Origin of the sequence: Burkholderia sp. 572 (assembly GCF_040545135.1) — a bacterium.
GTDB lineage: Bacteria > Pseudomonadota > Gammaproteobacteria > Burkholderiales > Burkholderiaceae > Burkholderia > Burkholderia cepacia.
This window is the reverse complement of sequence record NZ_JBEPLH010000007.1, coordinates 132629-157017: the sequence shown is the minus strand read 5'-3', so window position 1 is coordinate 157017 and position 24389 is coordinate 132629. Positions and strand designations below refer to the sequence as shown.

At 68.9% G+C, this 24389-nt stretch carries 22 protein-coding genes; 16 read left to right on the top strand and 6 right to left on the bottom strand.

All coding sequences use genetic code 11. The features are described from left to right. Window positions 1–19 precede the first annotated feature (19 nt). Genes ABIC51_RS15370 through ABIC51_RS15360 form a run of 3 tightly spaced genes read right to left on the bottom strand, consistent with a single transcriptional unit; the run spans window position 20 to window position 3073 of the window. On the bottom strand, window positions 20–835 hold the full coding sequence (locus tag ABIC51_RS15370; RefSeq protein ID WP_334053980.1) for an ABC transporter permease: 816 nt from the start codon (window positions 833–835) through the stop codon (window positions 20–22). Then, window positions 835–1941, bottom strand: coding sequence for a PhnD/SsuA/transferrin family substrate-binding protein (locus tag ABIC51_RS15365; protein ID WP_027790745.1), 1107 nt, complete (start codon window positions 1939–1941; stop codon window positions 835–837). The genes ABIC51_RS15370 and ABIC51_RS15365 overlap by 1 nt, the downstream gene beginning before the upstream one ends. Window positions 1942–1996: 55 nt before the next feature. Beyond that, window positions 1997–3073: an ABC transporter substrate-binding protein gene (locus ABIC51_RS15360; protein WP_059692909.1), complete on the bottom strand. Its 1077-nt coding sequence runs from the start codon at window positions 3071–3073 to the stop codon at window positions 1997–1999. A 465-nt stretch (window positions 3074–3538) separates the two neighbouring features. Here ABIC51_RS15360 and ABIC51_RS15355 point away from each other — a divergent pair, with 465 nt between their 5' ends. The 8 genes from ABIC51_RS15355 to ABIC51_RS15320 all read left to right on the top strand — a co-directional run bounded on the left by ABIC51_RS15355 (window position 3539) and on the right by ABIC51_RS15320 (window position 12675). Then, the gene (locus ABIC51_RS15355; RefSeq protein ID WP_226128135.1) at window positions 3539–4711 is read left to right on the top strand and encodes an LLM class flavin-dependent oxidoreductase; all 1173 of its coding nucleotides are present in this window, start codon (window positions 3539–3541) and stop codon (window positions 4709–4711) included. Between the two features lie 44 nt (window positions 4712–4755). Then, complete coding sequence (locus tag ABIC51_RS15350; RefSeq protein WP_027790748.1) at window positions 4756–5802, top strand: ABC transporter substrate-binding protein; 1047 nt, start codon at window positions 4756–4758, stop codon at window positions 5800–5802. 33 nt (window positions 5803–5835) lie between these two features. Next, window positions 5836–6657 carry an energy transducer TonB gene (locus ABIC51_RS15345; RefSeq protein ID WP_175899314.1) on the top strand — a complete coding sequence of 274 codons (822 nt, stop codon included), beginning with the start codon at window positions 5836–5838 and terminating at the stop codon, window positions 6655–6657. 41 nt (window positions 6658–6698) lie between these two features. Beyond that, complete coding sequence (locus ABIC51_RS15340; protein ID WP_175899316.1) at window positions 6699–7415, top strand: MotA/TolQ/ExbB proton channel family protein; 717 nt, start codon at window positions 6699–6701, stop codon at window positions 7413–7415. Continuing rightward, window positions 7415–7825: an ExbD/TolR family protein gene (locus tag ABIC51_RS15335; protein ID WP_009694203.1), complete on the top strand. Its 411-nt coding sequence runs from the start codon at window positions 7415–7417 to the stop codon at window positions 7823–7825. Before ABIC51_RS15340 ends, ABIC51_RS15335 begins: the two co-directional genes overlap by 1 nt. Before the next feature lie 34 nt (window positions 7826–7859). Next, a complete protein-coding gene (locus tag ABIC51_RS15330; RefSeq protein ID WP_175899318.1) occupies window positions 7860–8936 on the top strand; it encodes an ABC transporter substrate-binding protein in 1077 nt (358 codons plus the stop codon). Then, entirely contained in the window at window positions 8933–10150 is a 1218-nt protein-coding gene (locus ABIC51_RS15325) for an MFS transporter (protein WP_175899320.1), read from the top strand. The genes ABIC51_RS15330 and ABIC51_RS15325 overlap by 4 nt, the downstream gene beginning before the upstream one ends. Window positions 10151–10362: 212 nt before the next feature. Continuing rightward, window positions 10363–12675 carry a TonB-dependent receptor gene (locus tag ABIC51_RS15320; RefSeq protein WP_175899322.1) on the top strand — a complete coding sequence of 771 codons (2313 nt, stop codon included), beginning with the start codon at window positions 10363–10365 and terminating at the stop codon, window positions 12673–12675. Between the two features lie 67 nt (window positions 12676–12742). Here ABIC51_RS15320 and ABIC51_RS15315 read toward each other — a convergent pair whose 3' ends face one another. Continuing rightward, window positions 12743–13702, bottom strand: coding sequence for a LysR substrate-binding domain-containing protein (locus ABIC51_RS15315; protein ID WP_060171423.1), 960 nt, complete (start codon window positions 13700–13702; stop codon window positions 12743–12745). 184 nt (window positions 13703–13886) lie between these two features. Here ABIC51_RS15315 and ABIC51_RS15310 point away from each other — a divergent pair, with 184 nt between their 5' ends. Genes ABIC51_RS15310 through ABIC51_RS15300 form a run of 3 tightly spaced genes read left to right on the top strand, consistent with a single transcriptional unit; the run spans window position 13887 to window position 17104 of the window. Continuing rightward, window positions 13887–15020 carry a M20 aminoacylase family protein gene (locus ABIC51_RS15310; protein WP_354006559.1) on the top strand — a complete coding sequence of 378 codons (1134 nt, stop codon included), beginning with the start codon at window positions 13887–13889 and terminating at the stop codon, window positions 15018–15020. Window positions 15021–15070: 50 nt separating this feature from the next. Then, complete coding sequence (locus ABIC51_RS15305; protein WP_027790756.1) at window positions 15071–15868, top strand: ABC transporter substrate-binding protein; 798 nt, start codon at window positions 15071–15073, stop codon at window positions 15866–15868. Between the two features lie 51 nt (window positions 15869–15919). Next, window positions 15920–17104, top strand: a complete 1185-nt coding sequence (locus ABIC51_RS15300) for a porin (protein ID WP_176115130.1) — start codon at window positions 15920–15922, stop codon at window positions 17102–17104. Window positions 17105–17153: 49 nt separating this feature from the next. Here the strand turns inward: ABIC51_RS15300 and ABIC51_RS15295 are convergent, their stop codons facing one another. Continuing rightward, the gene (locus ABIC51_RS15295) at window positions 17154–18173 is read right to left on the bottom strand and encodes a zinc-dependent alcohol dehydrogenase family protein (RefSeq protein WP_027790758.1); all 1020 of its coding nucleotides are present in this window, start codon (window positions 18171–18173) and stop codon (window positions 17154–17156) included. Between the two features lie 127 nt (window positions 18174–18300). Between ABIC51_RS15295 and ABIC51_RS15290 the strand changes: the two genes are divergently transcribed. From ABIC51_RS15290 to ABIC51_RS15280, 3 genes are all read left to right on the top strand, one after another. Continuing rightward, window positions 18301–19212: a LysR family transcriptional regulator gene (locus ABIC51_RS15290; RefSeq protein WP_119338135.1), complete on the top strand. Its 912-nt coding sequence runs from the start codon at window positions 18301–18303 to the stop codon at window positions 19210–19212. 54 nt (window positions 19213–19266) lie between these two features. Next, window positions 19267–19389, top strand: coding sequence for a hypothetical protein (locus tag ABIC51_RS15285; RefSeq protein WP_354006537.1), 123 nt, complete (start codon window positions 19267–19269; stop codon window positions 19387–19389). A gap of 70 nt (window positions 19390–19459) precedes the next feature. Continuing rightward, window positions 19460–20353 (top strand): DMT family transporter, encoded by an 894-nt coding sequence (locus tag ABIC51_RS15280; protein ID WP_027790760.1) that lies wholly within the window; start codon window positions 19460–19462, stop codon window positions 20351–20353. 186 nt (window positions 20354–20539) lie between these two features. Here ABIC51_RS15280 and csgH read toward each other — a convergent pair whose 3' ends face one another. After that, window positions 20540–21139 carry a curli-like amyloid fiber formation chaperone CsgH gene (csgH, locus tag ABIC51_RS15275; protein ID WP_354006536.1) on the bottom strand — a complete coding sequence of 200 codons (600 nt, stop codon included), beginning with the start codon at window positions 21137–21139 and terminating at the stop codon, window positions 20540–20542. A gap of 360 nt (window positions 21140–21499) precedes the next feature. On the opposite strand from csgH, the gene ABIC51_RS15270 reads away from it, so the two are divergent. Then, window positions 21500–22219 (top strand): SDR family oxidoreductase, encoded by a 720-nt coding sequence (locus ABIC51_RS15270; RefSeq protein ID WP_174413565.1) that lies wholly within the window; start codon window positions 21500–21502, stop codon window positions 22217–22219. A 202-nt stretch (window positions 22220–22421) separates the two neighbouring features. Next, the gene (locus ABIC51_RS15265) at window positions 22422–24380 is read left to right on the top strand and encodes an arylsulfatase (protein WP_334011142.1); all 1959 of its coding nucleotides are present in this window, start codon (window positions 22422–22424) and stop codon (window positions 24378–24380) included. The last annotated feature ends 9 nt before the right edge of the window (window positions 24381–24389 follow it).

Below are 24389 nucleotides of genomic sequence, written 5' to 3'. Positions count from 1 at the left end.
CGAAGCGTATCCAGTCAGGTCAGTGCGACGGCGCTTGCCAGCGCAATGCGTAGCGTTGCACGAGCGCGATCGACCGGTCGATCGCGAAGCCGATCAGCCCGATCACCGCGACGTCGATGAGCACGACATCGAGCCGCAGCATCTGCCGCGCGAGTTCCATCATCTGGCCGATCCCGCTGTCGGCGCTGAGCAGCTCGACCGCGACGAGCGCGAGCCACGCGCGCGCAAGCGCGATCCGCACGCCGGTCAGCAGCGGCGGCAGCGCGGCCGGCAGCAGCACGTCGCGCAGCAGCGCGAAGCGGCCGAGCCCGTAGTGACGTGCCATCTCGACGAGGTCGCGCGGCGCGTCGTGCACGCCCGTGTACGCGGCCAGCGCGACCGGGAAGAACACGGCCTTGCCGACGACGACGAGCTTCAGCGGCTCGTCGACGCCGATCAGCAGGATCAGCAGCGGAATCAGCGTGAGCGTCGGCACCTGCCGCAGCAGGTCGAACGTCGGCCGCAGGTAGTCGGAGAACAGCCGGCTGCGCGCCAGCAGGATGCCGAACGCGGCTCCGCCCGCCGCGCCGATCGCGAACCCGAGCGCGAGACGATGCAGCGTGATCACCAGGTTGTCGCGCAGTTCGCCGGTGTCGAGCAGGGTGCGCAGCGTCGCCGCGAGCCGGCCGGGCGGCACGACGAGCTGCGGCGGGAACCAGCGCTGCGCGCTCGCGAGCCACCACAGCGTGGCGAACGCGACGGGCGTGGCCCACCACAGCGCGAGCCCGCCGAGCCGCGCGACGCCGGGCAGGCGGATCGCGCGTGCGCCGTTCGACGCGAGGGCGTGCATCGGCATCAGCGGCTCGCGACGCGCGCCGTGTCTGCGCGCCAGTAGCCGTCGAGCCCGAGCTGCTTGAGCGCGGTCGCGACGAACGTCGGCGCGAGCAGCGCGTTCACGTCGACCGGCGCGGACGTCAGGCCGGCCTGGCGGCTGTACGCGACGACGTCGCGGTAGTGGCCGGTCAGCGCGGGCGTGAAGAGCGGCGTCCATTGCTCCTTCCACGGCGTCGATTCGTCCGCGTATTCGCGGCGCACGACGCTTTCCGGCTGGCCGGACGCGCTCAGGATCTTCACGTACGCATCGCGGTTCTGCGGCTGCGAGATCCAGTGCGCGGCACGCACGTAGGCGGTCGCGACGAGCTGCGTGATGTCGGGGTAGCGCCGCACGAAATCGTCGGATGCCCACAGTTCCGCGCGCATCTTCCAGTCGTCGGGCGCGGTCTTGGTCGACCAGATGATCTTGCCGACGTTCTTGTCGACGAGCGAATACGCGTCGGACAGCGTGAAGAAGCCGTCGACGCGGCCGGCCGCGACCGCTGCCGCACCGGCCTGCGGGTCGAGGTTGTAGATCCTGAAGTCGGACAGCTTCAGCCCGTTCTCGGCGAGCAGCTTGCTGAACGTGACTTCCCACGGCCGGCCGCGATTGAGCGCGATGCGCTTGCCTTTCAGGTCGACGATCGACTTCGCGCTCGAGCCGGCCGGCACGACGAGATACGTGTTGCTGCCGACCCCGCCCGGCACGATCAGGCGCGTATGCGTGCCCGACGCGTTGACGACGACCGACGGCAGGTCGCCGTAGCCCGCGAAGTCGATGCTGCCGTTCGTGAACGCTTCGTTGACGAGCGTGCCGACCGCCGCGGTCGACACCGGTACCCATTGCAGCTTCACGTGCCGCGCGGCGAGTGCCTTCTCGAGCGACTTGTCGGCGTCGATCAGCGCGGAGGCGCCCGCGTACTGCGTCTTGCCGCCGCCCGAATAGGCGACGACGGCGATTCGCACCACCTTGGGCGCATCGTCCGCGTGCGCGGCCGGTGCGGCGAGCGATGCCGCGGCAAGCGGCAGCGCGGCGAACAGCGCACGCAGCGGGCGGCGCAGCGAAGCGAGGGAGAGCGTGTGTTTCATGATGGTCGGGATCAGTGGGCGGAAAAGAGGCTCACGCGGGGGCTCACTCAGTGGCTCACGCGCGTTTCTGCCGCGACGGCCGCAGCACGTCGGCGAGCGGGCGCGGGTCGATCCAGTCGGCGACGTCGAAGTCGGCTTCCAGAAAACCCCGGTCGTGCAGAAACGTCTTGAAGTCGTCGAGCGCCGCGACGGATTCGTCGTCGAGGTTGACGCCGAGGTGCCGGTGCAGCTGGTTGCCGTACGCGGCGCGAACCCAGTCGATCGACGACGCGGTTTCGCCGGCCACGTAGTGCGCGGTTTCGTCGGGATGCGTGCCGGCCCATTCGCCGGCCGCGACCACGAGCTTCAGGAAGCCGGCGACGATGTCCGGATGGTTCGCGAGCACGTCCGCGTTGACGGTCAGCGGGCGCGGCGTGCCGTTGTTGTTGCGGATCGAGCGCTCCGGATGAAAGCCGATGTCGATCACGACGTGCGCGCCGATCAGCTGCGCGATCTCGAGGCCGGTCGAGCCCTTCACGTAGATCGCGTCGACCTCGCCGCGCAGCAGCGCGCCGGCTTCGGCCGCGTACAGCGCACGGCTCGAGAAGCCGTGCGGCGACGCGAACAGGTCCGCCGCGCGCGCCGGCCCGACGGCCTGCAGCGTGCGTGCATGCACGTCGACGAGTTCGACGTCGGCGGTGGTCAGCCCGTCGAGGCTCAGCGCGTTGACGAAGCCGCGCAGCGCCGACGCGCGAAAGATGTCGATGCGGTCGTCGGGGCGGCTCGGGATCGCGACGCGGCGCCCGCGCAACGCCTTCACGGAGCGGATGCCCGACTCGGGCCGCGCGAGGATCAACTGCGATTCGTCGACCCACGACAGCCCGATCACGCGCGTGTTCGCGCCGTTCGAGCGCGCCCACATCGCGGGGATGCTGCCGCCCTGGCGAAACGACTGCGTCAGCGTGTGGTCGCTGATCGACGACACGTCGTGCCGCGTGGCGCCGCGCGGCGAGCGGATCGCGACGCCGTCGGCCGACGTCTCGCCGTTGAGCCAGCCGAGATGCACGGCGATGCCGAGCGGGGTCGGCACGGGCGATCGGGCGTACCAGAACGTCTGCTGCTTGTCCGATGACGAATCGGGCCTGTCTGTCATGTGTGAGATTCCCTCTCTGCGTAAGCATGGTCGAAGCGCGGTCGCGCGCGGTGCCGCTCGGTGTCGGTGCGCACGCGCGGGCCGGTCAGCGTTGCAAGTTCCGGGCCAGTGAACGGAAACGGCGCGGCCGCACGCGGTGCGGGCGTCGCGCGAAAAGGGCGATGCACGTGTCGACGCATGGCCTGTTGCGCCAGCAACAGTCGCGTGGGCCGCTGTTGCGCGCGCAGCAGCGGTGCGGCCGATGCAGCAGCACGGCACGGGCCTGTCGCGACCGTGCCGGCCACGGCCGGACGTGTGCGATCCGGTTGCCGTCGACGCCCGGCGTGCAAGGCGCCGCGCAGGTTTGCAGGCGGCCGCGCAGGTGCCGCGTCGGGCAGGTTGGCACACCGCGTGCTTTACAGCGCAGCACACGGGCGGCACGGCGATGCCGCACGCAATCCGAATGGCCCGACCAGGAGAATCCCGATGGCTGTTGAATTTCTGTGGCGCCTGCCGATGCATGGCGACGGCAGGCGCGCACACGACCTGCATACACGCGGCGAATGGAACCGCCAGCGCGGATCGCGCGTCGCGCCGAAAGTCGACGACGACGAATTCGGCTACATCGACTATCTGTCGCAGGTCGCGCGCGCGGCCGATATCGCCGGCTTCCACGGCGCGCTGATCCCGATCTTCCGCTTCACGGAGGAGCCGTGGGTCGTGGCGGCCGCGCTGGCGCGCGAGACGCGCCGGCTGCGGCTCCTGATCGCGCTGCAGCCGCATTTCGTGCATCCCGTCTACGCGGCGCAGATGGCCGCGAGCCTGCAGCGGATCAGCCGTGGCCGCGTGGAGTGGAACGTCGTCACGGGCGGCGGCGGCCCCGACCAGCGCGCGTACGGCGACTTCATCGATCACGACAGCCGTTATGCGCGTACGGACGAATTCCTCGACGTCGTGAAGGGCGTCGCGGCCGGCGAGCCGTTCACGTTCGACGGACGCTTCTACCGCGTCGAAGGCGGCGGCCTGCTGCCGCCGCTGAGCGGCCAGAAACCGCCGCGCATCTACCTGGCCGGCGCGAGCGATGCCGCGCTCGCGGTCGCCGCGAAGCATGGCGACGTGCACCTGAGCTGGGGCGAGCCGCTCGCGAAACAGAAGGAGGTGATCGATGCGGCCCGCCGCGCGCTCGATCGCCAGAACGCCGAGCGCGACCTGCGCTTCGGCATGCGCATCGACATCCTGGCGCGCGAGACCGAGGAGCAGGCGTGGGCCGAGTTGCGGCAGATGTTCGCGACGGTGGGTGACGCGACGCGCAACGGCTTCGGCGGGCGCGGCGCGTCGTCGGAATCGGTCGGTGCCAAACGCCAGTTCGCGCTGCACCAGGGCAACACGCAGCACTTCGACGACCTGATCGTCGGCCCGAACCTGTGGGCCGGGATGTCGCAGATTCGCGGCGGCCCCGGCTGCGTGATCGTCGGCAGCCACGAGCAGGTGGCCGAGCGGCTCGCGGAATACGTCGACATCGGCGTGTCGACGTTCATCCTCGCGAGCAACCCGCATCTCGAGGAGGCGTACCGCGTGGGCGAGGAAGTGCTGCCGCTCGTCGACGGCGCGCTGAACGCGCGCGGCACGCAGGCGGCGCTGCGCGTGGCCGGCGCATGAGCGCAACGGCATCCCCCCGCATTCCAACGACAAGGACATTCACCATGACGACACTCGCTGCGCAGGCCACGGCCCGCGACGCACTCTGGTACACGCGCTGCCCGGTGCCGACCGCGCTCGGCATCGCCGTGCACCGCGGCTGGTTCGACGAGGAGTTCGGGCCGGACGGCATCGCGCTGCATTCGCTGCAGGAAACGGCCGACGCCGGCAAGCGCGAATCGCACTTCGATCACAGCCTCCCGTCCTCGTTCCGGCAGGGCGGCAACATTCCGGCGCTGTGGGCGCGGGCACGCGGCGCCGATACGCGCGTGATCGGCCTGTCGTGGACCAACGAGTTCCAGGCGATCGTCACGCTGCCCGATCGAGGCATCCGCACCGCGCGCGATCTGCGCGGCCGGCGGCTCGGGTTGCCGCGCCATCCGATCAGCATCGACTTCTGGCGCGCTGCCGCGCTGAAAGGCTTCCTGAGCGCGCTCGAACTGGAAGGGCTCGGGCACGGCGACGCCGAATGGGTCGACCTGCCCGATGAACGCGAACGCCGCACCGGGCCGGCATCGTTTACGCGCGGCCCGCACGAGTACGGGATCGAGATCGCGGCGCTCGTGCGCGGCGAGGTCGACGCGGTGTTCGTGAAAGGGGTCGAAGGGCTCGAAACCGTGCACCTGATCGACGCGCAGGTGGTCATCGATCTCGGCGCGCACCCCGATCCGCTGGTGCGGATCGGCAACGGCACGCCGCGCACGCTGACCGTCGATCGCGCACTGATCGACGCGCGCCCCGATCTCGTGAGCCGCTTCCTGTCGGTCGTGGTGGGCGCGGGCGACTGGGCCGCGCGTCATCCGGCGGAGACGGTGGCCTATATCGGCCGCGAAACGCGCGCGTCCGACGAATGGGTGCGCTATGCGTACGGCGCGGACGTGCACCGCCATCTGGAGACGGGGCTCGCGCAGACGTCGATCGACGGGCTGGTCGCGTTCAAGGACTTCCTCGTCGAGTGGGGTTTTCTCGAACAGGATTTCGATGCGCGCGCATGGATCGACCCGGCGCCGTTCACGCGCATCGACCGGCAACGCCATGCGTGGGTCGCGTAGCGCGCCGCGGCGCGTCATTGCAAGGAGTCGAGCATGACAGGTCTGACGATCGAATACGGCGTGCCGCCGGCGCGCCGGCATGCGGCACGTGCAGCGCCGCGCACGGGCGCGGGTGTGGCCGCCGCGGTGGCTGCTGCATGGCCGCCGTCGGCTTCGCCTGCCGCACGGCCGGATGCGCGCGCGGCGAAGCCGGGCCAGTGGCGCGTCACGGGTGCGGTTGCACTTGCCGTAGCGGCGCTGCATGCGGGCGTCGCGCTGCTGGCCGCGCGTGCCCCCGTAGCGTCGCCCGTGCAGCCGCCGCGGCCGCTGCCGATGACGGTCGAGCTGACGCGGCCGCCCGAACCGTTGCCGCAGGCCGCGCATCCGCCGCCGCCGGTGGTGCCGAAGCCGCAGCCGCCGCTGAAGCAGGCGCCGACCCCGCCGAAGCCGCGTGCGGCCGTCGCGCATCCGGCGCCTGCGCCGGCTGCCACGCAGCCTGTCATGCGCGAGGCGGCACCCGCGCCGACGGCACCGGCCGTAGCCGCACAGGCCACAACTGCTCCCGCACCCGCCGCGCCGGCGGCGCCCGTGCGTGAAACCGCGCCGATCGGCGACGCCGCCTACCTGCGCAACCCGGCGCCCGACTACCCGGCCTTTGCACAGGACCAGGGCTGGGAAGGGCGCGTCGTGCTGCGCGTGCACGTGCTCGCGAACGGCACGCCCGATGCCGTCGACGTCCGCACGAGCAGCGGCCGCCGCATGCTCGACAACGCAGCGGTGGCCGCCGTGAAGCGCTGGACGTTCGTGCCCGCGAAGCGCGGCGACGAAGCGGTCGACGGCTGGGTCAATGTGCCGATCGATTTCAAGCTGGGCTGACCGACCGGGCGGCCCGCCACATTTTTCAAGGAACTCACATCATGAACGGTATCCCGACCACCTTCATCGTCCAGGGCGCGCTCTGGCTGCTCGTCGTCTTTTCCGTCGTCACGTGGACGCTGATCGTCGTGAAGACGATCCAGAGCCTGCGTGCGAGCGCACGCAACCGGCATTACACGCGCGCGTTCTGGGCCGCTAACAGTTTCCACGAGGCGGCCGCGCTCGACGGCGCCGACAGCCCCGTGGGCGAACTCGCCGCGACGGGCTTCGACGCGCTGCGCCGCGCCGACGAAAGCAGCGCGCAAGATCTCGAACACAGCTGGAGCCGCCACGACCTGCTCGAACGCCATCTGCGCCAGCAGATCCACAACGCGCGCCGGCGCGCGGAAGCGGGGCTCGCCGTGCTCGCGTCGATCGGCAGCACCGCGCCGTTCGTCGGCCTGTTCGGCACCGTGTTCGGCATCATCCACGCGCTGACCGCGATCACGCACAGTGCGTCCGCGAGCATCGATGTGGTCGCGGGGCCGATCGGCGAGGCGCTGGTCGCGACCGGGATCGGCATCGCGGTCGCGGTGCCGGCCGTGCTCGCGTACAACTTCTTCGTGCGCCGCGTGAAGGCCGCGTCGGCCGATCTCGATGCGTTCGCAACCGATTTCGTCACGCTCGCGCAGAAGGCCGGTTTCCGCGTGCCGCCCGCCGCCACCGCGCCCGCGCCGGCACGCCGTGCCGACGGCACCCGTCAGGAGGCGTTCGCATAATGGCCTTCTCGTCCTCTTCCGACAACGACGACGTGCTCAGTGAAATCAACATCACGCCGCTCGTCGACGTGATGCTCGTGCTGCTCGTCGCGTTCATCGTCACGGCGCCGCTGCTCAACAACGCGGTGCACGTGAACCTGCCGAACACCGTCGCCACGGCGCCGGCCGACCGCAAGCCGAACGTCACCGTGAGCGTCGACGACAAGGGCGTCGTGTATCTCGACAAGCGCGCGGTCGCGCTCGCCGCGGTGCCGGCCGAGCTCGCCGCGCTGAAGGCCGGCCGGCCCGACGTCGCGCTCGACCTGCAGGCCGACGAGCACGTGCCGTACGGCACCGTCGCGAAGCTGATGGCCGCGATCGAGCATGCGGGCATCACGCGGCTGTCGGTGCTCACCGCGCCGCGCGGCTGACGCGCGGTTCACGACTCCTTTTCCGAACGCATCCATGAGCATCACGGCTTCCCATCACGTCCAGTCGATCTGGTACACGCGCTGTCCGGTGCCGACGCCGCTCGGCATCGCCGCGCATCTCGGCTGGCTCGACAGCGAGTTCGCCGGCGACGGCATCACCGTCCGCGCGCTGCAGGAGAGCCAGCACGCGGCGCTGCATCGCGCGCACGTCGATCATTCGCTCGACAACACGTTCCGGCAGGGCGGCAGCATTCCCGCGCTGTGGGCGCGCGCCTCCGGCGCCGATACCCGGGTGGTCGCGCTGACCTGGGTCGACGAGGCGCAGGCGATCGTCGCGTTGCCGGAAACCGGCCTGAAGCGGCCGAGGGACCTGCGCGGGCGCCGCATCGGGCTGCCGCGCCGCGACGGCGAACGCATCGACATCTTCCGCGCGGCGGCGCTGCGCGGCTTCGTCAGCGCGCTGTCGCTCGACGGGCTCGGCCCCGCCGACGTCGAATGGGTCGACGTGCCCGCGTCGAACCTGCGCGCGCCCGTGTCGACGCCGCTGACGCGCGACGCGGCATTCAGCCATCCGTCGAGTCTGTCCAGCCGGCGTCTTTATGCGGCGGAAGCGGCCGCGCTCGTGCGCGGCGAGGTCGACGCGATCTACGTGAAGGGTTCGCTCGGGCTCGAAACCGCGCACCTGATCGGCGCGCAGCCGGTCGTCGACATCGGCTTTCATCCCGATCCGCAGATCCGCATCAACAACGGCTCGCCTCGGCCGCTGACCGTCAATGCGTCGACGCTCGAACGCCATCCCGACATCGTTCGCCGCTTCCTCGCGCGCGTGACCGACGTCGAAGGCTGGGCGCGCGAGCACGAGCAGGAAGTGCTCGGCTATCTCGGCCGCGAGACGGGATCGGGTCACGACTGGCTGCGGCTCGCGTACGGCACCGACGTGCACCGGCGGCTGCGCACGGATCTCGACGAAGCGTCGATTGCCGCGCTCGACGATTTCAAGCGCTTCCTCGTCGAATGGCGGTTCCTGCCTGCGGACTTCGACGTGCGCGCGTGGATCGACCGGCGCGCGCTCGACGGCATCGCACCGTTGTCCTGCGACGCCGCGCGGTGAGCGCGCCGGCACGCGTCGCCGACGCATGGCGGCGCGAGCGCTTCACCGGCGGCTTCATGCTGCTGGCGCTCGCGAGCGGCACGACGATCAGCATGGCGCAGCTCGCGATGACGCTGTATGCGCTCGCGCTCGGCGTCGACAGCGCGCGGCTCGGCATCATCGCCGCGATGGAGCCGCTCGGCATCGCGCTGATGACGCTGCCGGCCGGGCTGCTCGTCGCGCGCTACGGTGCGCGGCGCGTGTACTTCGCCGCGAGCATGGGGCCGATGCTGCTCAACCTCGTCGTGCCGTATACCGGCGCATGGCCGCTGATCGCGCTCACGCAAGTGCTGATCGGGCTGTGCATCCCGTTCCGGATCGTGTCCATCAACGGCGTGTTTCTCGCGCGTCTCGCGCAGATCGGCCTCGCGCGCGCCGGCTGGTACCGCGCGGCGATGTCGGTCGGAACCGGCATGGTCGGGCCGTGGCTCGCGAGCTGGCTGATCGGCGCGCATGGTGCGGTCGCGACGTTCTGCGCGGCGTCGGCGAGCTTCGCGGGCATGGCGCTGTTCAGCCGGACGCTGCTCGGCGACGCCGAGGCCGTGCCGCGCGGCGCCCAACCGGAAACCGGCGGCCTGCGCGCGTTGCTGGCGCTCGCATGGAATCACGACGTGCGCGAGCAACTCGTGCTGGAGGCCGTGAACAGTGCGACGCGTTCGCTTGCCGGCGCGTATACGGTCGTGCTCGCGATCCAGTCGCTCGGGTTGTCCCAGGCGCACGCCGTCGCGCTGCTGACGTTGCAGGGCGTGGTCGCGGTGATCGCGCTGTTCGGGCTCGGCCATGTCGCGCAGCGGCTGAGCGCGCGCCGTTGCCACGGGCTCAGCCTGGCCGGTGCCGTGGCCGGCCTGCTCGCGCTTGGGCTCGCCCGTGACGCGTGGATCGTCGGCGCGGGGCTCGCTGTGCTGTGCGCCGGCTCGTCGCTGCTGCATCTCGTCAACATGCAGCGCCTCGGCCGTCACCCGGCGGACAAGAGCCAGGTGTCGAGCCTGTACAACCTCGCGTCGATGACGGGCGCGTTCTGCGGCCCTCTGGCCGGCAGTGCGCTCGTGCCGGCCGTCGGGTTGCAGGCCGTGTTTCTGTGCTGGCTGCCTGTCGTCGTGCTGGTCGCGTGCGCGTTGCGCGTCGCACATGGGCGGCGCGATGCGTCGCGGCCCGTGACAGCAAAGCTCTCCTGACGACCATCGGAGCGGGTGTCTCGCGATCCGGCAGTGTTGCGTGACAAGCAGTTTGCTTCCGTTCACAGATGCGCATGCAGCAACGCGCACCCCGCATACCTGCCGGAAGCCCGATACGACGGGCTTCTCGAGGCTGGCATCCGAATTGCAACAGGGAACCCGTGCGTCGCGCACGCACGTGCGTTCAACCGATCAAACAGGATGACTCATCGATGTTCAGGAAAAAACTAATCGTCACCGCGCTGGGGGGACTGCTGACGGGCGGAGCCGTATCGTTGCCCGCGTGGGCGGAAGAAGGTGCGGTGGCGGCGGCACCGGACGCGAAACCGGCACAACCGGGCACGGACGATGCTGCCGCGGCTGCACCGACGGCGGCCCGTGCGACCCGCGGCACGGCCATCCGCGAAACGAACCTCGGCACGGTCACCGTGACCGCGCGCCGGCGCAAGGAGAGCATCCAGGACGTGCCGGTCGCGGTGAGCGCGCTGAGCGGCGACGCGATCAGGAACAACGAGCTGCGCGTGGTCAACGACGTGACGAAGTACGTGCCGAACTTCACCGGGCAATCGACCGAGGGCCGCGAGCGGCCGCGCTGGTTCCTGCGCGGCGTCGGCAGCAACGATCCGTCGGACCTGTCGCTGAGCCCGATCGGCGTGTACTTCGACGACGTGTACATCAACAGCGTGTTCGGGCAGGGTTTCCCGCTGTTCGACCTCGACCGCATCGAAGTGCTGCGCGGCCCGCAGGGCACGCTGTGGGGCAAGAACACGGTCGGCGGCGCGCTCAGCATCACGTCGCAGAAGCCGACCTTCGACGTGAGCGGCTACGGCAAGATCGGGCTCGGCCAGTACAACAGCCGGCTCGCGGAGGCCGCGATCGGCGGGCCGATCGGCAAGAACGACGTGCTGGCCGCGCGCGTGTCGGTGTATCACGAGAACGCCGACAGCTTCTACACGAATACGGTGCAGCAAGGGCGCTTCGGCGGCTTCCACGACAACGCGGTGCGCTTCCAGGTGCTCGCCGTGCCCACGTCGGACACCAACTTCCTGTTCAACATCCACGGCCGCAACTACACGGGCGGCGGCAATGCGTGGCACGCGCAAGGCGCGGGGCCGGGCGGCGCGAACCAGTTCGGCTTCGTCGGCTCGAGCGATCCGTACACGGTGTCGCTCAACGCGCCGTCGAGCGATCACATCTCGACCTGGGGCACGTCGCTCACCGCGCACTGGCGCATCAATCCGGCGGTCACGCTCACGTCGATCACCGCGTTCGAAGGGCTGCACCGCTGGTACCAGGACGACGAGGACTATTCGGCGTTCGACGCCGCACGCTCGCACGATCGCCTGTCGAGCCGCCAGTTCTCGCAGGAATTCCGGCTCGAATCGCCGCAGAACGACCGGCTGAGCTGGCTCGTCGGCACGCACCTGTTCACCGAGCAGCTGGCCGAGCAGGGCGCCGGCGGCGGCTTGCCGGGTTCGCCGTCACCCGCGTTCTACCACCTGACCGACCTCACGCAGCACACGCAGAGCGCGGCGATCTTCGGCAGCGTAAAGTACCGGTTTACCGACCGCTTCAACGTGACGGGCGGGCTGCGTTACACGATCGAGCGCAAGAACATCAACCTGACCGGGCTGCAGGGCACCGGCAACGTGACGTTCGACAATCCGGGCAGCTGGTGGGAGCCGTCGTCGGTGTCGTCGCCGCTGGCGGTCAGCGCGCGGCAGAACCAGACGAACACCTGGCGCGCGCCGACCTGGGACCTCACGCCCGAATACGCGCTCAGCAGCAACGTGCGTGCGTACTTCCGCTATGCGCGCGGCTTCCGTTCGGGCGGCTACAACGGCAACGCGTATACGCAGAGCACGGTGTCGACCGTGTCGCCGGAGTACCTGACCGACTATGAAGTCGGCATCAAGAGCGAGTGGTTCGACAAGCGGCTGATCGTCAACGCGAGCGTGTTCCACTACGACTATCGCGACATCCAGGTGTTCGCGCTCGCGCCGAACCCGTTCGGCGGCCCGCCGGTGTCGACGCTGTCGAATGCGGGGCAGGGGCGCGCGGACGGCTTCGAACTGGAGCTGAAGGCGCAGCCGGTCAACAGCCTCTACCTGTTCGCGAACCTCGGGATGCTGAACACGCGCTACACGGAGTTCCGCTACGTGCCGACCGCCGTCGGCAACTCGTTCGCGCGCTCGCCGCATACGACGATCAATGCGGGCTTCGACTATCGCGTACCGGTGTCGTTCGGCACGCTGATCGCAGGCGGTGACGTGAACTACCGCAGCCGCGAATACTTCAGCGCGACCCGGCAGACGATGCCGCAGCTCTGGCAGGGCGGCTACACGGTGCTGAACGCGCACCTTTCCTACACGACGCCGAACCAGAAGTACATCGTGACGGGCTACGTGACGAACCTGACCAACAAGGTCTACAAGAAGCTCGAGCTGCTGCCGTCGTATGGCGCGTATCCGGTGCTGTACGGCGATCCGCGCACGGTCGGGATCACGCTGACCGCGAAAATCTGACGGGCGGCACGGGCACGGGCACGACTCGCACGCGTCGACGCGGCGGCCCGCCCGTGTTCGCCGCGCGTCAGATCAGCAGCGACAGCGTCCTGAACAGCGCGAGATCCGCCTTGCGTGCCGACCGCGCGTGCCGGCGGATCACGTGCAGCAGGCACTCGATGAAGCAGCGCGCCGCGTCGCTCAGCGTGCTGCTGCGCCGCGTGACGATCCCGAGGTCGCGCGGCTCGAAAGTCTCCTTCAGCTGCAACGCGCGCATCCGTTCGCCGAACGGCGGCACCGCAGCGAGAATCGTCGGGCACCACGTGCACATGTCGGCCTGTTCGAGCATCGTCTGCAGCATCGCCACCGACTGCGCGCGGACGATGCGCCGTTCGTCGATGTCGGCACCGTGGCGCGTGAACAGGTAGTCGACGAGCGCGGCCTGCCCGTCGGCCGCGAAATTCAGCACCCAGTCGTTCTCGAGCAGGTCGTGGATCGATCGCGCGTGTTCGCGCGGATGGCCGGCGCGCACCATCACCGATGTCTCGTAGCGCAGCATCGGCTCGAACGCGAATTCCTGCGTGCCGCCCGGTTGCACGTGCCCGAGCGCGAAATCCATGCTGCCGTCGCGCAACAGCGGCTGCGCGACGGCCATCAGCGCCTCGTAGAGTTCGAGGCGCACGTCGGGCATCCGCTCGCGAAAGCGCAGCACGGTTTCCGCCAGGAACGTCATCGTGAGCCACGGCGTCACGCCGATGCTCAGCCGGCCCTCGATGCGGCCGCGCATGCGCTCGAGATCGCTCTGCGCGTGTTCGAGCTGCTTCAGCACGAGCTTCGCGTGCGTGAGCAGCGTCTTGCCGTATTCCGTGAAGCCGATTCCCTCCGGCGCGCGCACGAGCAGCGGCAGGCGCTCGCCGGCCTCCAGTTCGCGCAGCGCGCGCGTGACGGCCGCCTGCGACAGCCCGAGCGTGCGCGCCGCGCCGCGGATGCTCCCGGCCTCCGCGCTCGCGACGAGCGCCTGAAGCTGATGCAGCCTGATCGTACCCATGGTGCGATACCCGACAACGAAAGGTTGTCATCATAACGAAACCGCGGCTGTTCGCCGGGATTTTCGCTGCCTACGATGCGGCCACGATCGGTCATTCGGGCGATCGGCAACCGGCGTACGTCGAGGAGAATCGGGGTTGAACCACAAACCAGTCCAGCCGGAATTGGCGGCCATCGAGACGGAGATGATTGCGCTGCGCCGACGGCTGCACGCGCATCCGGAGCTCGGCTTCGAGGAGCATGCGACGAGCGACCTCGTGGCCGGTCTCCTGACAACGTGGGGTTATCGGGTGACGCGCGGGCTCGGCGGCACGGGCGTGGTCGGCACGTTGACGCGAGGCGCCGGGAAGCGGCTCGGGCTGCGCGCCGACATGGACGCACTGCCGATCCGCGAGGCGACCGGGCTGCCGCATGCGAGCCGGTGCGACGGCGTGATGCATGCATGCGGCCACGACGGCCATACGGCGATGCTGCTGGCGGCGGCGCGGTGCCTGGCCGAGCGCGCCCGCTTCACGGGCACGCTGAACCTGATTTTCCAGCCGGCCGAGGAAGGGCTCGGCGGCGCGAAGCGGATGATCGACGACGGGCTGTTCGAGCAGTTTCCGTGCGATGCGGTGTTCGCGATGCACAACGTGCCGGGCCTGCCCGCCGGCGTGCTCGGCTTCTGCGACGGCCCGGCGATGGCATCGGCCGACGAGGTGCGCGTGCGCGTGACCGGGCGCGGCGGGCATGGCGCGGCGCCGCATACGACGATCGATCCGGTGGTCGTCTGCGCGTCGATCGTGATGGCGCTGCAGACCGTCGTGTCGCGCAACGTGAACCCGCAGGACCTGGCGATCGTGACGGCCGGCTCGATCCATGCGGGCACCGCGTCGAACGTGATCCCGCCGCACGCGGAACTGGCGCTGAGCGTGCGCGCGCTGTCGCCGGACGTGCGCGCGCTGCTCGAACGGCGCATTCGCGAGATCGTGCACGGGCAGGCCGCGAGCTACGGCGCGACGGCCGAGATCGATTACCGCCACGACTATCCGGTGCTCGTCAATCACGCGGCGGAAACCGCCTTCGCGCGCGACGTCGCCCGTGAATGGGGCGGTGACGGCGCGCTGATCCCCCATCTTCGGCCGATCGCGGCAAGCGAGGACTTCGCGTTCATGCTGAACGCTTGCCCCGGCAGCTACCTGTCGATCGGCAACGGTGACGGCAATGGCGACGGCGGCGCCGGATGCGGGCTGCACCATCCCGGCTACGACTTCAACGACGCGTGCCTCGCCACCGGCGCGAGCTACTGGATTGCGCTGGCGGAGCGCTATCTCGCGTGACGCGCCCGCATGATTTTGACTGACGATTCACACGAGGAAGGAGACTGGCAATGAAGCAGGGGAAGCAATGTAAACGGATGGCGGCGCTCGCGTTGGCGCTGGCGGCAGGGGCGGCGCATGCGGGTGACTGGGCGGGCAGGGAGATTCGCCTCGCGGTCGATCCGACTTACCCGCCGCTCGAGTACAAGCTGCCCGACGGCACGCTGACGGGCTTCGGGATCGACATCACGAATGCGTTGTGTGCGGAACTGCATGCGCGCTGCGTGTGGGTCGAGTCGAGTTTCGACGGGATGATTCCAGGGCTGCTCGCGCGCAAGTTCGACGTCATCGCGTCGTCGATGACGATTACGCCGAAGCGGCAGCAGCAGATCGCCTTCACGAACCGGATCTCGAATGCGCCGGCGCGCCTCGTCGCGCGCAAGGGTTCGCCGCTGCTGCCGACGGCCGACGCGCTGAAGGGCAAGCGCGTGGGCGTCGAGCAGGGCTCCGCGCAGGCCGACTATGCGATCGCGAACTGGCAGCCGGCCGGCGTGCAGATCGTGTCGTACCCGAACCAGGACCAGGTCTATGCCGATCTCGTGACGGGCCGGCTCGACGCGGCGTTCCAGGCATCGATCGCGGCGAGCGACGGTTTCCTGAAGAAGCCGCAGGGCAAGGAGTTTGCATTCGTCGGCGCGGCGATCGACGACGCGAAGTATTTCGGGCAGGGCGACGGGCTCGGGCTGCGCAAGCAGGACAACGACCTGCGCGACGCCTTCAACCGCGCGCTCGCGACGATCCTCGCGAACGGCACGTACCAGCGGATCAACCGGAAGTATTTCGACTTCGACATCTACGGCACGAAGTAAGCGGTGGCGCCATGCATGGCGCGGTAACGACAAAACAAATAAGGATGACGGATGAACTGGAGATTGATTTTCGTCGCGATGCCGGCACTGTGCGCCGCGCCCGCGTTCGCGCAAGGCAGCGTCACGCTGTACGGCCTCGTCGATGCGGGCATCGACTACACGAACAATGTCGGCGGCCACGGCGCGTGGCAGATGGCGAGCGGCTTCGCGCAGGGCAGCCGCTGGGGGCTGAAGGGCAGCGAGGATCTGGGGGGCGGCTACAGCGCGCTGTTCCAGGTCGAGAACGGCTTCAACGTGAACAGCGGCACGCTCGCGCAGGGCGGCCGCATGTTCGGGCGGCAGGCGTACGTCGGCCTCGGCAGCGCGCGGTTCGGCACGCTGACGCTCGGCCGGCAATACGATGCGGTGGTCGACTATCTCGCGCCGACCACCGCGAACGGCAGTTGGGGCGTCTATCCGTTCTCGCATCCGCTCGACAACGACAACACCGGCAATACGTTTCGGGTGAACAACACGGTCAAGTATGCGAGCCCGGATTTCGCCGGCTTCTCGTTCGGCGGCACGTACAGCTTCAGTAACGACACGGGCTTCGCGAACAACCGGCAGTGGAGCGTGGGCGCGCAGTACGAGCAGGGCGGGTGGCTCGTCGGCGCGGCCTTCCTGAATGCGGACAACCCGGGTGCGACGCCGGGCGGCGCGATCGCGGGCTCGGGATCGGTCGGCGCCGATGCGAACTTCGCGTCGGCGCGGCTGCGGATCTTCGGTGCGGGTATCAACTACACGGCGGGGCCCGCGACGGTCGGGTTCGCGTACACGAACAGCAACGTCACTCGGCCCACCGCGAACGTCGGTTACCTGTTCGGCGACGAAACGATCGAGCCCGTGACCGGCCCGCTCGCAGGCGGCACGGTGACGTCGATCAAGTACCAGAACTTCGAAGTGAACGGCAAATACCAGTTCACGCCCGCGCTGTTCGTCGGGGCGCAGTACGTGTACACGACGGTGCGCTACGACGCGACGACGGGCACCGCGAAGCCGAAGATTCATTCGCTCGGGCTGATGGCCGACTACATGCTGTCGAAGCGCACGGACGTGTACCTGATGGGCGCCTGCCAGCGGATCGCGGGCGACGCGACGGGTTCGTCGCTCGACCAGGCCTATGTTCCCGGCGCGGCGGACCTGTCGTCGACCTCGAAGCAGCTGATGATTCACGCGGGGATCCGTCACAGGTTCTGACGCCGGATGCAGCGGGCGAGGCCGCCCGCTGCCCGTCACCCCGATGCGCTTACCGCGCGACGCGGATCACGACCTTGCCGAAGTGCTGCCCGGACTGCAGGTACGCATACGCCTGCGGCGCTTCGTCGAAGCCGAACACGCGATCGACCACCGGCTTGATCCGCTTCGCGTCGACGAGGCGCACGACGTCGTCGAGCATCGCGCGGCTGCCGACCATGATCCCCTGCAGCCGCCGGATCCCGCCGATCAGCGACAGCAGCCCGAGCTCGGGGCCGCCGAAGCTGCTGAGGCCGCCGATCACCGACACGGTGCCGCCCATCTTCGTCGCGGCGACCGAGCGCGGCAGCGTATCCTTGCCGCCGACTTCGACGACCAGATCCGCACCCGCGCCGCCGGTGAGCCGCAGCACGTCGTGTTGCCATTCGGGCGTGGCGCGATAGTTGATGGTTGCGTCCGCACCGAGCGCGCGGGCGCGTTCGAGCTTCGCGTCGCTCGACGACGTGACGATGGTGCGCAGCCCCGCGGCATGCGCGAGCTGCAGCGCAACGATCGACACGCCGCCCGTGCCGAGCAGCACGACGGTCGCGCCGGGCCCCAGGCCGCCGTCGGCGAACAGCGCGTTCCAGGCGGTGATGCCCGCGCACGACAGCGTCGCCGCCTCGTCGTAGTCCAGATGCGCGGGAATCGCGACCAGCGCCGCTTCGTCGGACACGAAGTGCTCGGCCAGCACGCCGTCGAAATGCGAGCCGGGCGATCCCGAGGTTTTCTGCGGCGTCGGCGGCCCGTCGATCCAGCGCGGGAAGTAGGTGTTGATCACGCGATCGCCGGGCTTGAAGCGCGTGACGTCGCGGCCCGTTTCGATGACTTCGCCGGCGCCGTCGGCAACCGGAATCAGCGCTTCGTTGCCGATGCCGAGATAGTCGCCGCGCGCGAACATCAGGTCGCGATAGTTCAGGCCGGCCGAATGGATCTTCACGACGACGTCGGTCGGCCCGACCGCGCGGCGTGTCGCGTCGATGCGCCGAAGCCCGGCCGCACCGTCGCCCGGTTTTACTTGCCATGCGTGCATGTCGACTCCTTTTTCGAGATAGTGCGGACTATCATAGTGTTGCTCGCAGGGACGCATTGACGATAATTCGGCCGATGACTGTCGCCTGCATGGACACAAACCTGTTACCCGACCGGAGCGAAATGGCATGGACGAGCGGCTGAGAGGCGTGGCCGAATTTGTCGACGTGGTGGATTCGGGCAGCTTCGCGGCGGCCGCGCTGCGGCTCGGCGTTACGCGCTCGGCGGTCGCGAAGGTCGTCGCGCGGCTCGAACGCCGTCTCGGCACCCGGCTGCTGCAGCGGACGACACGCCAGCTCGGCCTGACCGACGAGGGGCTCGTCTATTACGAACAGTGCCGGCGGCTGCTCGCCGAACTCGGCGAGACGGAGGCCGCGCTCGACGCGGGCCAGCGCGAGCCGGCGGGGCGGCTGCGCGTCAGCGTGCCGGTGCTGTTCGGGCGGCAATGCGTGGCGCCCCTCATGCGGCGCCTCGTGGAGCGCCATCCGCGGCTCGAAATCGACGTGTCGTTCAGCGATCGCGTGGCCGACCTCGTCAACGACGGCTTCGACATCGCGGTGCGCATCGGCGAGCTCGCCGATACGAGCGCGCTCGTCGGCCGCAAGCTCGGCGTGCAGCGCATGGGCATCTGCGCATCGCCCGCGTATCTCGAACGTCATGGCCGGCCGGCGGGGCTCGACGAACTCGCGTCGCACGTCGGCATCGCGTATTCGCGCGGCGGGCAACCGACGCCGTGGCCGATAGTCGGCGCGAACGGCGCGGTGCACGACCATCGTCCGGCCGGGCGCCTGCGGCTCGACGACCTGCAGGCCATTGCCGATGCGGCCGCCGCCGGCGCGGGCCTCGCGTGGCTCCCCTGCTGGCTGATGGCGCCTTACCTGCGCGACGGCCGCCTCGCGCTCGTGATGGACAGCAACAGCGTGTCGGGCGCCGAAGTGTTCGCCGTGCGGCCGGCATCGCGCCACGTGCCGTCGAAGGTGCGTGTCGTCATCGATGCGCTCGTGGACGAGATACCGAACATGCTCGCGTCGGATGGTTGAGGCGGGCGCGTCGGTCGCGGCATCCCCGCGACGCATGGTCGGCCGGTGCGGCGTATGATCGTCGCACACCCGATACGCCGGGGGCACGACGTGATGAAGCGCGAACCGCAGGTCGTCATCGCCATCGTCATCTCAGCGACCGTTCAGAACCTCACCCGTTACACGGTTCTTCGGTGATGCGCGGGCCGGCATGCAGCCCCGGTGCGCACGGGGCAGACCTCCCTGCGACAACCCGGCGCGCGCGTACATGACGACGATCGATACCACGAAGGCCGCACGGCAACCCGGCTGGCTGCGCATCGCGCCCGCACTGTTCCTGCTGCTGTGGGCAAGCGGCTTCGTGTTCCTGAAGCTCGGCTTGCGTTATGCCGATCCGCTCACCTTCCTCGCGCTGCGCTATGCGTGCGTCGTCGCGCTGCTCGCCGGCCCGTTCCTGTGGCTGCGCCCTGCGTTGCCGCGCACGGGGCGCGCATGGCGCGATCTCGTCGTGGTCGGCCTGTTGCTGCAGGCCGGTTATTTCGCGTGTACGTACCTGAGCCTGAAGCTCGGCATGTCGGCGGGCGCCGTCGCGCTCGTCACGTCGCAGCAGCCGATCCTCGTCGGGCTGCTCGCGCCGATGATTGCCGGCGAACGCGTCGGCGTGCTGCGCTGGATCGGGCTCGCACTCGGCGCCGCGGGCGCGGTGCTGGTGATCCTCGCGCGTTCGTCGGTCGATGTCGCGTCGCCGTGGGCGCTCGCGTTCGCGCTGTTCGCGCTCGCCTGCATCACCGGCGGCACGCTGTGGGAAAAACGCTTCGGCACCGACGTCCATCCGGTCACCGCGAACCTCGTGCAGTACGCGGTCGGCCTCGCGGTCACCGCGCCGCTCGCGTTCGCGCTCGAACCGATGCACGTGCAATGGACCGCCGGGCTCGCCGGTTCGCTCGCGTACCTCGTCATCTGCAACTCGCTGATCGCGATCTCGCTGCTGCTCGCGATGGTGCGGTACGGCGAGGCGTCGCGCGTGTCGGCGCTGTTCTTCCTGATCCCGCCCGCGACCGCGCTGATTGCGCTCGTGGCGCTCGGCGAGACGATCGGCGCGCTCGCATGGCCGGGGATGGCGCTCGCGGCTGCCGGCCTGTTTCTCGTGATGCGTTACTGAATACCGAACGCGCGCGGGATGCGGGCCGGCGTGTCGATGCCGGCCGATTCGTGCGTGGCGGATCGCGTCGCGGCGCGCGATGCCGATGGCGGAGGGGCGGGCCGGCTGACCGCCGCGCGCCGATGCCGGTCGCGCCGCGCGGCAGGCGCTTGCCATGCGGCGCGACGGCCCCCAGGCCGCGCCGTATCAACCCGCCGTCCGATGCGGATTGCAGTCCGCCGAATACTCCGCATGCTCGCCGTTGACGTGCAGAACCAGCGTTGCCTTGCAGATATCGCTCGAATCGACGCTCAGCAGCAGCGTCGCGAGCGGCTGGTCCTCGCCGCCAGCGAGCCGCGATTCGCCGGAGCGCGTCAGCGAGGCCGAGCCCGCGCCGCCGGTTCGGGTGATGCGCAGGCTGTACGACACGTCGACCGGTGCGGCCGCCCGCACGTGCGGCACGATATTCACGCCGCCGGCACTGGCGGCGATGTCGAAATAGGCGTTGAGATCGTGAATGCCGACCATGATCGTCCCCTGTCGAATGAAAAAAAGCCGAACGTGTATCCGTCCGGCCTTTCCGTTACGCCGGCGGCACTTAATGCTGCTTGACCGAAACGGTGTTGTTGAAGCCGTTCTGGTTGGTGTTCGCGTAGTTGGCGTGCCTTGTTGCACCAGCGTGGCGTTGTGTTGTTGTAGCCGGTCTGCGTCACGTAGCCCGGATTCACTTGTGCGAAATATGGCTGCGCCCGATTTTCGGGTTATTCGTTCCTGGTCGAACGCGCACATGATGGGGGGAGTCAGCAAGAGGCGTGCCTGTTATCGTTTCAAGCTGAATCTATTTTAAATTCGTTATTGGTCTAATTTTTCGGATGCGTAATTCATTCGCGTAAAACGTTTGCGGGTTCGATATTTGATTAACAAGCTTTCTTTTATATTCGGTGCATCAAGATTAAATCAGACGATAATTCCCACCAGTCGTGATTTGGAAATTCCTGGCGCATCTGATGCGCAGTAAACGTACCGTGTTGCCACGGACACGCCCGTAACGACACGACGTAACTTCCGTTACGCACGTAGAATCGTCCGACCAAAGCACCGGTTCCGGGCCTCCACCCTGGAAACCTCTCTCCACGCTATTCACGTGAACGAACTTCGGGAGCACGCATGTCATCTCGCACCTATCTCGTCACCGGCGCATCGCGCGGCATCGGCCTCGCGGTCAGCACCTTGCTCGCACGGCACGGTCATCACGTCATCGGCCTCGCGCGAAATGTGCAGGGCATCGACTTTCCCGGCGAACTGCGCGCGTGCGATCTCGCCGACATCGAACAGACGGCGGCAACGCTTGCCCGTATCGGTGAGCAGCACGCTGTCGACGGTATCGTGAACAATGCGGGCATCGTGATGCCGCAACCGCTCGGGCAGATCGATTTCCGGTCGCTGCAGACCGTGTTCGATCTCAACGTGCGGGCCGCGATCCAGGTCACGCAGCACTTTGCGGACGCGATGAAGGCGCGCGGCCACGGGCGCATCGTCAACATCTGCAGCCGGGCGATTTTCGGCAGTCTCGATCGCACCGCGTATTCCGCCGCGAAGAGCGCGCTCGTCGGCTGCACGCGCACGTGGGCGCTCGAACTGGCCGAACATGGCGTGACCGTCAACGCGGTGGCGCCGGGGCCGATCGAGACGGAACTGTTCCGGCTGACGCGGCCCGTCGGCAGCGAAGCCGAACGCAAGGTGCTCGCGACGATTCCCGCGCGCCGGCTCGGCACGCCCGACGATGTGGCGGCCGCGATCGCGTTCTTCCTGTCGGACGAGGCCGGTTTCGTCACGGGGCAGGTGCTGGCCGTGGACGGCGGCGGCAGCCTCGGCGGACGCAGCTGAAGCACGACGCGCGGGCGAGCCGTCGCGCGCGGCCCGGCGGCGGCCGGCTTCGGCGCGCGCGCATGCATACGCGCGTGCTGATGGCCGGTATTCGGCTTGCGTGCATATTCCGCCGCCCCGTTAGCATGTGACGAATCGGACTTTGGGTGCCGCGCGCGCGACGCTAAGATCGCCGATCCCGTAGATCGCGCGTTCCAGAACGATGAAAAAGTCCGCTTCGCCGTTGCATGCTTTTCGTTTCCGTGTCGTCTGCGCCGCGATTGCCGGCGCGTTGTCGCTTGCATCGTGCGGCGGCGTCGACAGCGATCCGCCGTCGTCATCGACGAACCCCGCGCCGCCGCTGGCGGCGAAACGCCCGAACATCCTGTACATCATGGCCGACGATCTCGGCTATTCCGACATCCATGCATTCGGCGGCGAGATCAACACGCCGAACCTCGACGCGCTCGTCGCGTCGGGCCGCATCCTGTCGAACCATCACACGGGCACCGTCTGCGCGATCACGCGCGCGATGCTGGTGTCCGGCACCGATCACCATCTGGTCGGCGAAGGCACGATGGGGGTGCCGACCGACGAACGGCGCGGGCTGCCCGGCTACGAGGGCTACCTGAACGACCGCGCGCTGTCGTTCGCACAACTGTTGAAGGATGCCGGCTACCACACGTACATCGCGGGCAAGTGGCATATCGGCTCGGGGATCGTCGGCAGCGCGACGGGCAGCGGGCAGACGCCGGACCAGTGGGGCTTCGAGCGCAGCTACGTGCTGCTCGGAGGCGCGGCGACCAACCACTTCGCGCACGAGCCGGCCGGCTCGTCGAACTACACGGAAGACGGCCGTTACGTGCAGCCTGGCCAGCCCGGGCAGCCGGGCGGCGCGGGCGGCAGCCCGGCCGTGTTCTATTCGACCGATTTCTATACGCAGAAGCTGATCTCGTACATCGATTCGAACAAGCGCGACGGCAAGCCGTTCTTCGCGTACGCGGCGTATACGTCGCCGCACTGGCCGCTGCAGGTGCCCGAACCATGGCTGCACAAGTACGCGGGCGTGTACGACGCCGGCTACGACGCGATCCGCAATGCGCGGATCGCACGGCAGAAGGCGCTCGGCCTGATCCCCGCCGATTTCAAGCCGTTCGACGGCCTGCCCGAAACGACGGCGGCGTCGCCCGCGACCGCGAACAACGGCACCGCGAACGCGAAATACGTCAGCGCGGTGCATTCGGCCGCCGACGGCTACAGCGACTACGGCCCCGGCAAGGTCGACAAGCTGTGGTCGAGCCTGTCGCCGGCCGAGCGGCGGGCGCAGGCGCGCTACATGGAGATCTATGCGGGGATGGTCGAGAACCTCGACTACAACATCGGACTCCTGATCCAGCACCTGAAGGACATCGGCGAATACGACAACACGTTCATCATGTTCCAGTCGGACAACGGCTCGGAAGGCTGGCCGATCGACTCGGGCGCGGACCCGACGGCGACCGACACCGCGAACGGGCAGGACCCGGTCTACTCGACTCTCGGCACCGACAACGGCAAGCAGAACGCGCAGCGCCTGCAGTACGGGCTGCGCTGGGCCGAGGTGAGCGCGTCGCCGTTCCGGCTCACGAAGGGGTATTCGGCCGAAGGCGGCGTATCGACGCCGACGATCGTGCGCCTGCCGGGCCAGACGCAGCAGTTGCCGACGCTGCGCGCGTTCACGCACGTGACCGACAACACGGCGACGTTCCTCGCGATCGCGGGCGTCACGCCGCCGTCGCAGCCGGCGCCGCCGCTCGTCAACACGCTGACGGGCGTCGACCAGAACAAGGGCAAGGTGATCTACAACAACCGCTACGTGTATCCGGTCACCGGCCAGTCGCTGCTGCCGGTGCTCACGGGGTCGGCGACGGGCGAGGTGCATACGGCGCCGTTCGGCGACGAAGCGTACGGCCGCGCCTACCTGCGCAGCGCCGACGGCCGCTGGAAGGCACTGTGGACCGAACCGCCGCTCGGGCCGCTCGACGGGCACTGGCAGCTTTACGACCTCGCGTCGGATCGCGGCGAGACGACCGACGTGTCGGCGCAGAACCCGTCGGTGATCGGCACGCTCGTCGACCAGTGGAAGACCTACATGAGCAACGTCGGCGGCGTCGAACCGCTGCGTCCGCGCGGCTACTACTGATACCGGGGC

Excerpts from the sequence above, each read along its gene's own strand:
- ABIC51_RS15370 (WP_334053980.1), bottom strand. The coding sequence starts at position 835 with ATGCCGATGCACGCCCTCGCGTCGAACGGCGCACGCGCGATCCGCCTG.
- ABIC51_RS15290 (WP_119338135.1), top strand. The coding sequence starts at position 18,301 with ATGGACGAGCGGCTGAGAGGCGTGGCCGAATTTGTCGACGTGGTGGAT.
- ABIC51_RS15340 (WP_175899316.1), top strand. The coding sequence starts at position 6,699 with ATGAACGGTATCCCGACCACCTTCATCGTCCAGGGCGCGCTCTGGCTG.
- ABIC51_RS15295 (WP_027790758.1), bottom strand. The coding sequence starts at position 18,173 with ATGCACGCATGGCAAGTAAAACCGGGCGACGGTGCGGCCGGGCTTCGG.
- ABIC51_RS15310 (WP_354006559.1), top strand. The coding sequence starts at position 13,887 with ATGATTGCGCTGCGCCGACGGCTGCACGCGCATCCGGAGCTCGGCTTC.
- ABIC51_RS15330 (WP_175899318.1), top strand. The coding sequence starts at position 7,860 with ATGAGCATCACGGCTTCCCATCACGTCCAGTCGATCTGGTACACGCGC.
- ABIC51_RS15350 (WP_027790748.1), top strand. The coding sequence starts at position 4,756 with ATGACGACACTCGCTGCGCAGGCCACGGCCCGCGACGCACTCTGGTAC.
- ABIC51_RS15365 (WP_027790745.1), bottom strand. The coding sequence starts at position 1,941 with ATGAAACACACGCTCTCCCTCGCTTCGCTGCGCCGCCCGCTGCGTGCG.
- ABIC51_RS15335 (WP_009694203.1), top strand. The coding sequence starts at position 7,415 with ATGGCCTTCTCGTCCTCTTCCGACAACGACGACGTGCTCAGTGAAATC.
- ABIC51_RS15285 (WP_354006537.1), top strand. The coding sequence starts at position 19,267 with ATGATCGTCGCACACCCGATACGCCGGGGGCACGACGTGATGAAGCGC.
- ABIC51_RS15355 (WP_226128135.1), top strand. The coding sequence starts at position 3,539 with ATGGCTGTTGAATTTCTGTGGCGCCTGCCGATGCATGGCGACGGCAGG.
- ABIC51_RS15280 (WP_027790760.1), top strand. The coding sequence starts at position 19,460 with ATGACGACGATCGATACCACGAAGGCCGCACGGCAACCCGGCTGGCTG.
- ABIC51_RS15320 (WP_175899322.1), top strand. The coding sequence starts at position 10,363 with ATGTTCAGGAAAAAACTAATCGTCACCGCGCTGGGGGGACTGCTGACG.
- ABIC51_RS15265 (WP_334011142.1), top strand. The coding sequence starts at position 22,422 with ATGAAAAAGTCCGCTTCGCCGTTGCATGCTTTTCGTTTCCGTGTCGTC.
- ABIC51_RS15345 (WP_175899314.1), top strand. The coding sequence starts at position 5,836 with ATGACAGGTCTGACGATCGAATACGGCGTGCCGCCGGCGCGCCGGCAT.
- ABIC51_RS15270 (WP_174413565.1), top strand. The coding sequence starts at position 21,500 with ATGTCATCTCGCACCTATCTCGTCACCGGCGCATCGCGCGGCATCGGC.
- ABIC51_RS15300 (WP_176115130.1), top strand. The coding sequence starts at position 15,920 with ATGAACTGGAGATTGATTTTCGTCGCGATGCCGGCACTGTGCGCCGCG.
- ABIC51_RS15360 (WP_059692909.1), bottom strand. The coding sequence starts at position 3,073 with ATGACAGACAGGCCCGATTCGTCATCGGACAAGCAGCAGACGTTCTGG.
- ABIC51_RS15315 (WP_060171423.1), bottom strand. The coding sequence starts at position 13,702 with ATGGGTACGATCAGGCTGCATCAGCTTCAGGCGCTCGTCGCGAGCGCG.
- ABIC51_RS15305 (WP_027790756.1), top strand. The coding sequence starts at position 15,071 with ATGAAGCAGGGGAAGCAATGTAAACGGATGGCGGCGCTCGCGTTGGCG.